Source organism: Streptococcus sp. 9.1 (assembly GCF_016648815.1).
Taxonomy (GTDB): Bacteria; Bacillota; Bacilli; order Lactobacillales; family Streptococcaceae; genus Streptococcus; species Streptococcus salivarius_E.
The window spans coordinates 228,410-241,728 of sequence record NZ_JACLQS010000001.1; the positions used below are offsets into that span (position 1 = coordinate 228,410).

Annotated in this window: 15 protein-coding genes and 1 CRISPR repeat array; of the genes, 4 read left to right on the top strand and 11 right to left on the bottom strand. The window is 40.0% G+C overall.

Going from position 1 to position 13,319, the window contains the following annotated elements; translation table 11 throughout:
* Positions 1–31 precede the first annotated feature (31 nt).
* The gene (locus tag H7T93_RS01010; RefSeq protein ID WP_037603903.1) at positions 32–961 is read right to left on the bottom strand and encodes a peptidase U32 family protein; all 930 of its coding nucleotides are present in this window, start codon (positions 959–961) and stop codon (positions 32–34) included.
* 238 nt (positions 962–1,199) lie between these two features.
* Here H7T93_RS01010 and H7T93_RS01015 point away from each other — a divergent pair, with 238 nt between their 5' ends.
* Complete coding sequence (locus H7T93_RS01015) at positions 1,200–1,496, top strand: DUF3270 domain-containing protein (RefSeq protein WP_002886140.1); 297 nt, start codon at positions 1,200–1,202, stop codon at positions 1,494–1,496.
* A 53-nt stretch (positions 1,497–1,549) separates the two neighbouring features.
* On the opposite strand, the gene H7T93_RS01020 is transcribed toward H7T93_RS01015, so the two are convergent.
* From H7T93_RS01020 to H7T93_RS01050, 7 genes are all read right to left on the bottom strand, one after another.
* Positions 1,550–1,990, bottom strand: coding sequence for a YtxH domain-containing protein (locus H7T93_RS01020; protein WP_002885903.1), 441 nt, complete (start codon positions 1,988–1,990; stop codon positions 1,550–1,552).
* 12 nt (positions 1,991–2,002) lie between these two features.
* A complete protein-coding gene (locus H7T93_RS01025) occupies positions 2,003–2,401 on the bottom strand; it encodes a DUF948 domain-containing protein (RefSeq protein ID WP_002885965.1) in 399 nt (132 codons plus the stop codon).
* A gap of 124 nt (positions 2,402–2,525) precedes the next feature.
* Complete coding sequence (gene lgt / locus H7T93_RS01030; protein WP_175057496.1) at positions 2,526–3,317, bottom strand: prolipoprotein diacylglyceryl transferase; 792 nt, start codon at positions 3,315–3,317, stop codon at positions 2,526–2,528.
* Entirely contained in the window at positions 3,317–4,246 is a 930-nt protein-coding gene (hprK, locus tag H7T93_RS01035; protein ID WP_155198148.1) for an HPr(Ser) kinase/phosphatase, read from the bottom strand. The genes lgt and hprK overlap by 1 nt, the downstream gene beginning before the upstream one ends.
* 126 nt (positions 4,247–4,372) lie before the next feature.
* Positions 4,373–4,636: a PspC domain-containing protein gene (locus H7T93_RS01040; RefSeq protein ID WP_002885986.1), complete on the bottom strand. Its 264-nt coding sequence runs from the start codon at positions 4,634–4,636 to the stop codon at positions 4,373–4,375.
* Between the two features lie 65 nt (positions 4,637–4,701).
* Positions 4,702–5,142, bottom strand: coding sequence for a SprT family protein (locus tag H7T93_RS01045; protein WP_014634202.1), 441 nt, complete (start codon positions 5,140–5,142; stop codon positions 4,702–4,704).
* Positions 5,129–7,261, bottom strand: a complete 2,133-nt coding sequence (locus H7T93_RS01050) for a Tex family protein (protein WP_014634201.1) — start codon at positions 7,259–7,261, stop codon at positions 5,129–5,131. Before H7T93_RS01050 ends, H7T93_RS01045 begins: the two co-directional genes overlap by 14 nt.
* 341 nt (positions 7,262–7,602) lie before the next feature.
* Here H7T93_RS01050 and H7T93_RS09920 point away from each other — a divergent pair, with 341 nt between their 5' ends.
* Genes H7T93_RS09920 through H7T93_RS01060 form a run of 3 tightly spaced genes read left to right on the top strand, consistent with a single transcriptional unit; the run spans position 7,603 to position 9,457 of the window.
* Complete coding sequence (locus H7T93_RS09920; protein ID WP_002885949.1) at positions 7,603–7,734, top strand: SPJ_0845 family protein; 132 nt, start codon at positions 7,603–7,605, stop codon at positions 7,732–7,734.
* 5 nt (positions 7,735–7,739) lie between these two features.
* A complete protein-coding gene (locus H7T93_RS01055; protein ID WP_201041584.1) occupies positions 7,740–8,642 on the top strand; it encodes a permease in 903 nt (300 codons plus the stop codon).
* Entirely contained in the window at positions 8,642–9,457 is an 816-nt protein-coding gene (locus tag H7T93_RS01060) for a TIGR03943 family putative permease subunit (RefSeq protein ID WP_014634199.1), read from the top strand. Before H7T93_RS01055 ends, H7T93_RS01060 begins: the two co-directional genes overlap by 1 nt.
* 41 nt (positions 9,458–9,498) lie before the next feature.
* A CRISPR array of direct repeats spans positions 9,499–10,918; the repeat unit is 36 nt; unit sequence GTTGTACAGTTACTTAAATCTTGAGAGTACAAAAAC.
* A 63-nt stretch (positions 10,919–10,981) separates the two neighbouring features.
* Here H7T93_RS01060 and csn2-St read toward each other — a convergent pair.
* From csn2-St to cas1, 3 genes are read right to left on the bottom strand one after another with little or no spacing between them, the layout of a single operon-like run.
* Positions 10,982–12,034: a CRISPR-associated protein Csn2-St gene (csn2-St, locus tag H7T93_RS01065; RefSeq protein WP_155212943.1), complete on the bottom strand. Its 1,053-nt coding sequence runs from the start codon at positions 12,032–12,034 to the stop codon at positions 10,982–10,984.
* Positions 12,031–12,354: a CRISPR-associated endonuclease Cas2 gene (cas2, locus tag H7T93_RS01070; protein WP_002946754.1), complete on the bottom strand. Its 324-nt coding sequence runs from the start codon at positions 12,352–12,354 to the stop codon at positions 12,031–12,033. The genes csn2-St and cas2 overlap by 4 nt, the downstream gene beginning before the upstream one ends.
* Before the next feature lies 1 nt (position 12,355).
* Positions 12,356–13,267, bottom strand: a complete 912-nt coding sequence (gene cas1, locus H7T93_RS01075) for a type II CRISPR-associated endonuclease Cas1 (RefSeq protein WP_155212942.1) — start codon at positions 13,265–13,267, stop codon at positions 12,356–12,358.
* Positions 13,268–13,319: the final 52 nt, after the last annotated feature.

Sequence of the window (13,319 nt, forward strand, 5' to 3'; positions counted from 1 at the left end):
TGGAAAACTCACAAACGAAGGAGGAAGTTTTTTATTTTACACGGTCAGGTTCATAGTCGTAGAAACCTGTGTCCAAACCACGGTTGGCTGGGTGTAATTTATGAATAGCCTCATCAAAGAGAAAGGCTTGGTCTTGTGAAAATTCGCCAGCCTCGATGAGGTCACGAGCCTTCACAAAGTACTCAGTGATTTTTACAAAGTTTTCACCTGGGCAATAAACACCGTCCAACTTCCAGTGGTCAAAACCATGTTCAACGAGTTCTGAAAGTTTAGTCATCATATCCAAGTCATTATTGGCAAAGATATGTGTCCCGTGCATGTCTTCATAAACTGAGTAGTGAGAATCTGGGTCCCCTGGCTCAGAAAGGAAGAGGTCACGTTCTTTGGTTACAGCTTCATCCGTTTTGATAAAGTTGTAATAGTTTTGAAGAAGTGGACGTTTTGAGTGGTGAATGATACTTGCACCATAAACCAAAACCTCAGCTGGAATCTGAAGATTTTCAGCCATGATGAATAGTTCCGCAGATGGAATCTCACGAGCCAAAACCGCTTCAGATGCTCCTGCCTGTTTGCCCCAGAAATTAATCTGACGGCTAGAGGTTACCATAGTTGAAGCATCATAAATCATTTTGAAGGGACGTTTGTCACGGTTACAGATGTAGAAAACTCCTGCATCACCAACCGTGATATAATCTGCCTTGATTTCTTCAAGAAAATCAAGATAGTCTGGAAGAGCATCCATCATACCTTGGTGCATGAGGGCGTTAACGGCAACAGTCAATTCCTTGCCTGACTCATGTACCAGCTCTGCAATCTTTCGCATTTCTGCGAATGAAAAAGGCTTAGGCAAACGAAGGCCAAAGGCTTTTTCGCCGATATAAATACGATCTACGCCAAGTTCTAGGAGCTCACGTGCCTGCTCGTAGCTCTCAGCAGTCGCTGTAATCACTATTTTTTCCATAACTCACATTATAGCACAAATGATTTGATTTTTTTAGAATTTTTAGGCTCAATACTCTGTATCTAAATATTTTAAATTAGTTTTCGAATACTACAATTTTCACAAAAATCAAAAAAAACTTTGCAATATAAATTTTTTATGGTATTATTAATGAGATTCTAAATAGTGAAATACTGACTAAGTATTTTAACCTACACGAAAAAGTGATTTAGATATTTTATATAGAAAGGAGGCAGACATGGCTGACAACTTACACCGTCAATTTGATCACATAGAAGATTTCGAGACTGAGCGTCCTCAAACGACGAATTATCAAGATTATCAAGGTTTAAATAGTAATAGTATTAAGCTACAAGATATGATTTTCTTTGGACGTATCTCAAGCTTCTGTGTTTCAACAGTCCTAGTTGCCTTCCTTTTCTTGGTAGCACAGGTGGCTACCTTCTGGGCCTTCTTCTGGGCAATTACCATCAGCGTCATTGGTCAGATAGGCATTTATGTCCTAATCGAATATTATAAAGCACAAAAACGCTGACTTTCGAGTCAACGTTTTTTTCGTACTAAAAAAAGCCTCAAGGGCTTTCTTTTTTATTTTGCTTCTGCTGCTTCTTCAGAGATGTCTTTGATATCAATCACGATGTCATCAACGATAGCTTTTGTTTCTGCTTCAACATCTGCTTGCTCAGGAGTTACTTGAGCAGTTTTCTCTTTGATAAGTTCAAAGCTCTCTTTTGCAAAGTCAGCAACTTGAGCTGTTTTTTCTTGGACAGCTTTTGTCAAATCATCCGCAGTGATGTCGCCATTTTCAAATTTTGTTTTATAGTCTTGGAAAGTATCGACTGCCAAATCTTTGTAGTCGCTAGCTTTTTCCACCACTTGATTTTGATAAGCTTTAGGATCTTCTTTGAATGAAGCGATTTCTTCATCAATACGTGCTTTAACAGCTTTACCTTTTTCAGTTGTAAAGAAGTAAGCTGCTGCAGCTCCAGAAGCTGCACCAATGATTAGGGTGTTTAAAAATTTACTCATGAAAAGACCTCCTTATTTTTTCTTGTCTTTTTTACCAAATAGTTTTGAAGCAACCTTACCGATAGCAAAGGCTGAACCTGCCTTACCGACACTTGCTCCTGCTGCACTTGCTTTAGCACCGAGGTAACGAGCTTCAGTATTCAAGTCAGAGACACTTTCTGAAAGCTCAGCTACTGCTACGAAGAGAGGATCGATTGTTTGAACTTTTTCATTAACATCTTCAACCAAGACGTTTGCCTTAGCCAAGATTTCATTTGTTTGATGAAGGGTTACATTGATATCTGTACGAAGCACAGCAACTGTTTCTTCAACTTCTTTAACCACATGACGGGTACGAAGTAGAGTAGGGATTAATGCAATGAGGAACGCAGCAAGTGCGATTGCGATAATAAGAAATGCAATTTCTGCCATAGTTTAGGACTCCTTTGACCTTTTTAAAAGGTCGCTACAAGAAAACTGAAGTAGAACCTCCAGTTTCCAGTGACCTTTGTTATGATAATTTTCATTATATTATAACAAAGTCTGAGCTATATGACTAGTTTTTCATTTTATAATCTGCCTCTGGGCGTTGCTTTCGTAAATAGAGCAAGGTAGCACCTAAGATGATAATGACGATGCTGACCCATTGAGAAACACGCAAGCCAGCAAACATGAGGCTATCTGTACGCATGCCTTCAATGACAAAACGTCCAAGACCATACCAGATAAGGTAAAATGAGGTCACATCTCCTTGACGCAGTTTCTTATTAAAGCGTCTTAGTCCTAGGATAATGATAAATCCGACCAAGTTCCAGAGACTTTCGTAAAGAAAGGTCGGTACACGATAACTACCATCAATATACATCTGCTGGCGAATAAATTCTGGAACATAATTCAGATGACTAACTGCTCTTCCGTAGGCCTCCTGGTTAATAAAGTTTCCCCAGCGACCGATACTCTGAGCAATCATTACGCCCGGTGCTGCGATATCTAGAAAATCCAAGACAGCAATGGCATGACGTTTAGAAAACCAATAGAGGACAGCTGCTCCAGCAATCAAGCCACCATAGATGGCAATTCCGCCATTCCAAATCGCAAAAATTTCTGAAGGATTCTGACTGTAGTAAGACCACTGGAAGATCACATAGTAGAGCCTTGCACCAACAATGGCTATAGGAAAGGCAAGAAGAATAAAATCTAGGATGTTTTCAGGGTCAATTCCCTTTTCAGGAGCCCAACGCTGAGCCAGATAAACGGCTAGTAAAAGACCAGATACGATACAGATGGCATACCAATGAATACTAATGGGGCCAATCCTTAGAGCAATAGGATCAATAGTAGCTAACATTAGTCTTCACCATTCTTACTAATGAGGTTGGTCAAACGTTCCTCAAAGGTTTTGGTTGCATCAAATCCCATTTGCTTAGCACGGTAGTTCATAGCTGCAGCCTCGATAACAACTGATACGTTACGTCCTGTCTTAACAGGAATACGGACACGTGGAATCTTAACGCCTTGCAATTCTATTTCTTCGTTTCCGTTTCCAAGACGATCAAAGATCTTACCGTCTTCAAAATTTTCAAGATAAATGGCCAACTGAACTTGAGAGGAATTACGGACAGCACTAGCTCCGTAGAGACTCATGACATCAATGATACCAACCCCACGAATTTCAAGAAGATGGCGGAGGATTTCCGCGGGCTCACCCCAGAGAGTCTCCTCATCCTTAGCATAAACATCCACACGGTCGTCAGCGACAAGACGGTGACCACGTTTCACCAACTCAAGCCCTGTCTCACTCTTACCGATGCCAGAGTCTCCTTGAATAAGAACTCCCATCCCGTAGATATCTACCAAAACACCATGGACACTAGTTCGTTCAGCTAATTGCGAGTTAAGATACCAAGACATGTCACCTGAAAGCGACGATGTGCCGTTTCGTCCTTGAAGAACTGCTACACCATTTTCCTTAGCAGCTCGAAGCATCTCTTCCGGAATCTCAAGACCACGCGCCACGATAACAGCTGGAGTTTCCGCTTTAAACATATTCGCAAAAACAGAATAACGGTTGTAATCAGTCATGGTTTTAAGGTAGGACCACTCCTTCATCCCAACCAACTGAAGTCGTTCAGGTGAATAATAGTCAAAATACCCCGTCATTTCTAAACCAGGACGAGAGATATCAGCTGTTGTTATCGCTTTTGCCAAAAGCTCCTTATTTCCATAGACAACCTTGAGTTTAAGCCTATCAACCAGCATTTTAACAGTTACTGTCATGTTATTTCCTCCGATTATTTACTAGTTTCATTGTATCATAAAAAGGTTTTCAATGCGGTTCTCAAAGCAAAAAAGACCTATGACTAGCACTAAGGCCAATCATAGATCTTTTCTATTATAATTTACTCACCAATTCCACTCGTCTTCTACAGGTTCAGCGTTTTTACGTTTACGTCCATCCTTGAGTTTGATTTCGGGATAAATATCTTCTTTGTAAGGAAGGAGAAAGGCTAAAACCAAGTATAGAAAGATTCCAAACTGTGTTGAAACCATGAGAATGATAGCCAAGATACGAGCCAAAGCTAGGTCCCAACCAAACTTATCTGCCAAACCTGCAACAACACCGGCGACGAGTCTATTTTTTCGTGTCTTATAAAAACGATTTGACATGGTCTTCTTCTCCCATCATTTCTTTGATTTAATTATATGATTTTTTTAAATTTAAAAAATCAGCCCTAGGACTGATTTAGAAAAATGAGCTTGCCTCGACACAGACCGCATCCAAACTTCTGTGTATTGACACGGCGTTTGCGACGGTAGATATGACCACAAGATTGGCACTGATAGAGGTAGTACTTCTCCTTTTGACCTTGCATCTTTGGAGCGTATCTAAGGCCTTCAACCTTGGTTAGTAAGTCCTTAAAATCTCTATCAACATGCTTGTAGCCCTTACCTTGAAAATAAAGGTGATAATGACAGAGCTCGTGGCGGACGATTTTTCGAAAAGTCTCAAGACCATGTTCCTCATAGAGTTTTGGGTTGAAATCTAAGTGTCCATCCTTGGGAAAGAACCGCCCTCCAGTGGTCCGGAGACGCTTGTTCCACAAGGCTTGATGCTTAAATTCCCAGCCAAAATCTTCTATAGAAACAGTCTTAACATAATCAGTTAGATTCACGTGGATTCACCAAGGAGAGGTTGAGTTTTTCATGCTCCAAATCAACTTTTGATACCCACACGGTAACCAAATCCCCAACAGAAACGACCTGACTTGGGTGGTTAACGAAGCTTTTGCTCATCTCAGAGATATGGATAAGGCCATCCTCATGGACACCGATATCCACAAAGGCACCAAAGTCCACAACATTTCGGACTGTTCCTTCAAGTTTTTGTCCTACTGACAAATCTTTGAGTTCAAGAACATCCTGACGAAGCACTGGTGCTTCAAAATCATCACGGAGGTCACGACCTGGTTTCAAAAGGTCAGCGATGATATCTTTAAGGGTTTCCTGACCAAGCCCTAGCTCTTCTGCTGTTTCTTTAAGATTAAGAGCCTTCAATTTCTCTTTGGCAGAGTCGTCCAAATCTGTGATATCCAACTGCTTGAAGAGGTCTTTTACCGCTGGGTAAGACTCTGGGTGGACCCCTGTATTATCCAAGATATTCTTGGCATTTGGGATACGGAGGAAACCAGCTGCTTGTTCGAAGGCTTTGGCACCGAGACGTGGAACTTTTTTGATTTCAGCACGTGATGCAATCTCACCATTTTCCTCACGGTAGGCGACGATATTTTCAGAGATGGTCTTGTTGAGTCCTGACACGTGTGACAAGAGGGTACTACTTGCCGTATTGACATTGACACCGACTTGGTTAACCACGGTATCAACGACGAAATCAAGATTTTCAGACAGTTTCTTCTGACTAACATCATGCTGGTATTGGCCTACTCCGATTGATTTAGGGTCAATCTTAACCAACTCGGCCAATGGGTCTTGGAGACGACGGGCAATAGAAATGGCAGAGCGTTTTTCGACCGTCAAATCTGGAAACTCATGGCGAGCCAACTCTGATGCAGAGTAGACAGAGGCACCACTTTCATTGACAATGACATAAGAAGTTTCTGGGAAATCCTTGAGGACTTCTGCCACAAAAGCTTCACTTTCACGGCTTGCTGTTCCATTACCGATCGCAATAATCTCAATGGCATACTTTTTGATGAGGTCAGCCAAGTCTTTTTTAGCCTGTGCGATTTTAGCCTGACTTGCTGGAGCTACTGGATAGATAACCTGCGTTGTAATGAGCTTACCAGTTTGGTCAACCACGGCCAACTTAGCCCCTGTACGAAAGGCTGGGTCAAAACCAAGTACCATCTTGCCTTTAAGTGGCGATACTAGAAGGAGGCTTCGAAGATTTTGAGAGAAAAGTTGAATAGCACCATCTTCTGCTGCTTCAGTCAATTCACTTCGGATACGACGCTCCATAGCTGGAATGATTTTCTTCTTGAGAGATTGATTGATAACTTCCTCGATATAGTCATTTTTTTGTTTGAAACGAGCACTGTAGAAACGGTGCATTTTCTCAAGATTGTGCTTAAAGCTTACCTTGATAACGCCTAGTTTCTCCCCACGGTTAAGGGCTAACGTACGGTAACCTTGAAGTTTAGACACCTTGTCCTCAAAATCATAGTAAATCTTGAAAATTTCTTTTTCATCCAGCGATTGATCCTTGAGGGTTGAAGTGATGTCACTGTTGTTCCAGATTTCGTTGTAGGTCCAAGAGCGCAAGCTATTGTCCTCAGAAAAGGCCTCAACCAAAATATCCACAGCACCCGCAAGAGCCTTATCAGCTGTTGGAAAGGCTTCAGATGTCAGCTTTTCAGCTTCAGCCTTGAGGTTTGGACTATTTTGCAAGATAAGACGAGCCAAGGGGAAAAGACCTGCTTCACGGGCAACCGTCGCCTTGGTGCGGCGTTTTTCCTTATAGGGAAGGTAGAGTTCTTCCACGTCTGCCAACTTTTCAGCCGCTTCAATGGCTGCCTTGAGTTGGTCAGTCAATTTACCCTGAGCCTCAATCTTGGCCAGAACCGTTTCCTTACGGTCTTGAAGAGTAGTCAAGGACTTGTCCATATCAATGATAGCCTTGATTTGCGTTTCATCCAGATTGCCTGTTTTTTCCTTACGGTAACGGGCAATGAAAGGAATGGTATTGCCTTCTGCGGTCAATTCCAAAACTGTTTCAACTTGTTGTTTTTTTAGGCCCAATTCCTGAGCCAATGTCTCTAAATTACGATTTTCCATAAGTTCTATTATACCACGATAGGAGATTTGCTTGGGTAGAAAACCTTGTAGCTGAAGCGAGAATTTTTAAGCAAGAGGTAGTATAATAGAAAGGTAAACCTATTGTTAGGGGCTATTTCTTTCGGAAAATAGATGCATCTTCCTAGAAGCAAAGCTTCTTCGGCCGATGCCCTAATTTTCTGTCAGAAATGACGCCCTTAGTATCTTATTGCAACTGAACTCGGGCTATTTCTTTCGGAAAATAGATGCATCTTCCTAGAAGCAGAGCTTCTTCGGCCGATGCCCTAATTTTCTCTTAGAAATGACGCCCTTAGTATCTTATTTAAACTCGGAGGCTTTTTATGGCGGTTATTCAGAAAAAAACAAATGAACTTGAAAGCATGATGGCATCTTTTGCGGCTATCCCTGATTTTGAAAAGGCGGGAACTGATCCTAAGAAGGACAAACGTCTTCAAGAAGATAAGAAGAAATAATTTTTATGGCTATTTTTCATCAACTACCAGATAGCGTTTTGCAGCTTCTGGCAGTTTTTCTATCTATTATTATCGAAGCCCTGCCCTTTGTTTTGTTGGGAAGTATTCTGTCTGGCTTTATCGAAGTCTTCGTGACCCCTGAAAAGGTACAAAACTTCCTGCCGAAAAACAAGGTCCTGGCTATTCTCTTTGGAACTCTAATTGGTTTTATTTTCCCTTCTTGTGAGTGTGGGATTGTTCCCATTATCACGCGCTTTTTAGAGAAAAAAGTGCCTAGCTACACAGCTATTCCTTTCATGGCAACAGCTCCTATCATCAATCCAGTCGTTCTCTTTGCGACCTATACGGCCTTTGGGAACTCTTGGTACTACGTAATTTTACGTTTTCTCGGAGCTTTCTTGATTGCCATGATTTTGGGAATTTTGCTCGGCTTTGTGGTGGATGACCAGATTCTTAAGGACAATCGTAAGGTCAGTCATGTGCACGACTATAGTGATTTGTCAGCTGGTAAGAAAGTTTTTCAAGCCTTGATTCATGCGGTAGATGAATTTTTCGACACTGGGCGTTACCTGATTTTCGGGAGCCTGGTGGCCGCAAGTATGCAGACCTACCTACCTACCCGTATTCTCACGACAATCGGGCACAATTCGGTGACAGCCATCCTCATCATGATGCTTTTGGCCTTTATCATCTCGCTTTGTTCAGAGGCCGATGCCTTTATCGGGGCTTCCTTACTCTCTAGTTTTGGAGTGGCACCAACGGTGGCCTTTCTCATCATCGGTCCTATGGTTGATATCAAGAACCTAATCATGATGAAACACCAGTTTAAGACACGCTTTGTTGGTCTCTTCGTAGGAACCGCAAGTCTGGTGACAATCATTTACTGTCTGGTATTGGGGGTGATTTAATGTTACGTTTTCTCATCTTATCTGGGTATTTTGAGCTGGTCATGTACTTGCAAGTTTCTGGCAAGCTCAACCAGTACATTAATATCCACTACTCCTACTTGGCCTACATTTCCATGGTGCTTTCCTTTATCCTCGCTGTGGTTCAACTCATTGTTTGGATGAAGCAGATGAAGGTTCACTCGCATTTGTCAGGTCGAGTAGCCAAGGTAGCCAGCATCGTTCTCTTGGCCTTTCCAGTCCTTACGGGGCTCTTGGTGCCAACAGTAACCTTGGATGCCAATACCGTATCAGCTAAGGGGTATCATTTTCCACTGGCGGCAGGGAGCGATCCTAACCAGGCCGACCAAGAGGGAACGACTATCCAGTACTTGAAGCCAGACACCAGCTCCTACTTCACCTCCTCTGCTTATGAGAAGGAGATGACCAAGGAGCTAGCCAAGTACAAGGGACGTGAGACCATCCAGATTACCACGGAAAATTACATGGAAGTTATGGAGCTCATCTACCTCTATCCTAACGATTTTGTGGGCAAGAAGGTCACCTATACCGGCTTTGTTTACAATGACCCACAGACCAAGGGTTATCAGTTCATCTTCCGTTTCGGTATTATCCACTGTATCGCCGATTCAGGTGTTTACGGACTGGCGACGAGAGGAAGTGACCAAACCTTCAAGGATAATACCTGGGTAAAAGTCACTGGTACCATCACTGTGGATTATTATCAAAATCTTAAACAGAGCCTCCCTATCCTCAATTTGACTGAGGTCAAAGAGGTCGGTCAACCTGACAATCCCTATGTTTATCGCGTATTTTAAAAAGCCAAGTTCAGTTGAACTGGCTTTTTAAGTTGAATCAAACTGTACAGTTACTTAAATCTTGAGAGTACAAAAACGGTTGACTCCAGCAACCACAGCAGTGATTAGTTGTACAGTTACTTAAATCTTGAGAGTACAAAAAGAATCCCAACTACCCACAAATGATATTAAAAGTTGTACAGTTACTTAAATCTTGAGAGTACAAAAACATGTATTGACCAAACGCATCAACATACCACGTTGTACAGTTACTTAAATCTTGAGAGTACAAAAACAGATGCCTTGTGAGGTCACTTCATCAACTTGTTGTACAGTTACTTAAATCTTGAGAGTACAAAAACTATGGAGGAAACGAAAGTAACCGATGACGCGTTGTACAGTTACTTAAATCTTGAGAGTACAAAAACGCGACGCTGAGGTCTCTGGCAACGCTGAGGGTTGTACAGTTACTTAAATCTTGAGAGTACAAAAACTGTTTGTCGGGCCTACAGGAGTTGGTAAAAGTTGTACAGTTACTTAAATCTTGAGAGTACAAAAACCATTCAATAAAGTCGCAAATTCAAGTGATGGTTGTACAGTTACTTAAATCTTGAGAGTACAAAAACTCTCTAACGGTAATGGGAAATATAGCCCGTGGTTGTACAGTTACTTAAATCTTGAGAGTACAAAAACTGAACAGAATAGACAAATGAAATAAAGGTAGTTGTACAGTTACTTAAATCTTGAGAGTACAAAAACCGCACCATACCAAGACGGGATGCAACCTTGTTGTACAGTTACTTAAATCTTGAGAGTACAAAAACAGGCGTGAAGTGGGAGAATTAAACGAACGTGTTGTACAGTTACTTAAATCTTGAGAGTACAAAAACTCACTATATCGCTCTTATGCGAGATATTCGTTGTACAGTTACTTAAATCTTGAGAGTACAAAAACTCAATAGCCATTTCGTAAGACAACTCAACTGTTGTACAGTTACTTAAATCTTGAGAGTACAAAAACCATTCAATAAAGTCGCAAATTCAAGTGATGGTTGTACAGTTACTTAAATCTTGAGAGTACAAAAACGGTTGAATCGTACAGCATCACGAAACAAGAGTTGTACAGTTACTTAAATCTTGAGAGTACAAAAACACCATCCTGCTAATTCACGTTCCGTCTCCTGTTGTACAGTTACTTAAATCTTGAGAGTACAAAAACCCACTTCCAGTAACAGAAATTTGTTTAACAGTTGTACAGTTACTTAAATCTTGAGAGTACAAAAACACTTGGAGCTGGTGTAGTAGGTTGAGCAGGTTGTACAGTTACTTAAATCTTGAGAGTACAAAAACCGCTCCTTTCCCTTTTGTCTCTTCTGCTGGGTTGTACAGTTACTTAAATCTTGAGAGTACAAAAACCATCGCCACCAAAACGGGCAAAGTGGTAGTGTTGTACAGTTACTTAAATCTTGAGAGTACAAAAACCTCAAATGAAATTTTGACGTTTTTATACCCACATAGTGATTATAGAATCAATCACTGTACTTGTCAATTCTTACTTTCTAAATATCTATGCAATAGCTCCTCATCAGGAGTTTTTGAATATCTTATACGGTAATTAAAGTGAAACAAATGATTTAGTATATTCAAAATTACTGAATCAATAAGTGAGAGACTAGGTTGTCTCAGCATTTTTGTCAATAAATAAGGCGTTACGGTCTCTAATGACATCCTAAAATCCTCTCTCGTTGGAAAATTATTACTTGGATAATGTTTCTTTACCCTTTCATACATAAACTCAACATCGTACAAATGCTCAGCCTGGTCAGATAAAATATTGACGAACTTGCTATTTTCTTCATCAATCTTTAAATAGCCTTGATCACTTGGAAACAAAATAAAGGTTAGGTTTGGATACTTTTTGACTAGCTGACCAATCTCCTTATAAAAACTATCATAAAATTCCTCTGAAATAAAGCTATCAATATTTTTTAGCACAATGAGATATTTCTCTGTTGTTTGTGAAAGTAGACCGTCTAACATTTCTAAAAAGAGGGAAAGTTTATCTGTATTTGAAACCCATTCAAAAGATAGATTCTTATTCTCAATGACAAAAAATGGACTAAAATTTTTTGTGAGGAGTTGGTCTAGTGTTATAGGACGATTCTCTAAATGGTATTCCACCTGACCACAGTTTAAGTTTATATCCCCATTCATCACTCCTTCTATAAGCTCTACTTGTTCATTTATTTTCTCCAAATGGGCTACAATATCAACTTGATTGACAATTTTACTAAGGTAACCGTGAGCAAGTGTTCCTTTCTTGTATTCCATCTGCTCAAGTAAATCCTTAAAACTTGAAATGTCGATATAGTGATAGCTACTTCGCTTCACTATTTCTCCAGACTCATCAAGTATAGTAGGTTCCTCATAATCAAAAATACTTAAGTCCTCACTCGAGTATTTTTTTCCGCCAAAATACCAGCTCAAAATCTGCCAAATATAATATTTGAGTTCTTTATTCTGACCAACAATTTGTGTGATTGCACCAATATTTAATTCAAGACGTTCTTTGTAAGGATGTTGAACAAAAAATTTCATATGACCACCAACTTATTATCACTGACGATTTCTTCTTGCTTAGTTTTACCACCTATGATTAATGTCATCTCTGAAAATTGCTTTTCAGTAACCGCCAAAAGTCTCACATTTCCAGCAGGCAGATTACTCATCTTTAGCTTCTTATAAAATTTATTTGCAAAGCTTCTATTAGGACAAGTGCGATAGTAGACCGAAAATTGTAACATTTCAAATCCATTTGAAATTAATTCTTTACGAAAATTACGATAAATTCTTTTTTCATCCTTGGATTCCATTGGCAAATCAAAAAAACATAATAATCTCAATGCTTCATACCTCATCTTATTTTCTCCACTCTAAACTTGATACCACCGGACAGTGAAATTTACTAATATCTTTTTCCGAAATATATTTGATAAAGCCTTTGACATATTTATCCATAGCAACTGTCACTGAGCAAGTCTCTTTGCCATATTTGATTTTAGCATTGAGTAAATCTGTCAATCCCAACCTATACTCATATTTAAGAAATTCTTGATCTCGTAGATTATCATAAACCCAAACATCTACAATCTGTCTAAATGGCTCCATCAAGTCATCAACCAAATTAAACTGATTGTATTCATTTTTATGGAATATACCTAATAGGCCATTTAAACCATAACCCGCCACTATTCTAGCCATCTGTGCCCTCATGATAGCGTAGCCATAGTTTAAACCAGCATTGATGACATCGGCTTCTTGTTGGGTTATTCTGACAAATTGTTTACCAAAGAGCTCATTAAAATAGACCTTGGCAGCATGTCCCTCTCTATTGGTTCTATCACCTGGTTCTATCTGCTCTTTATAGTCTGAAAGTAGTCTAATGTTATCCAGACTTTTTTCAAACATAGCTAGGACGTCCTCTTGGTTATTGATTTTATAGTAAGTCACAATCTGCCATGCCTTATCCTTTTGCTTCTGAGACCAGTCCATCTGTTCTTTCAAGCGCTTATAAGCTCTAAAGTGCCCATTTTGAGAGTGGTAAATCCCTGTTGGTAAATGTTCGTTATCACAAACAACTAAGGCAATATTATATTTACTTAGGGCACTTAATAATCGAAGAGTAACAACTGTATCCCCACCTTCAGCAACTATTATCGAAATATCACTAAGTGGCACCGTAAACTCTTGTCCCATCTTTTGCACTAACAAGTTATCAAGCTTTAAGCGCATCTTCTCACTTTGACTGACATGTACAACTCTCCAAGTCATTTCTTCTCCTTTTTAAATAACGAAAACACCCTGCCATAAAATGACAGGGTGT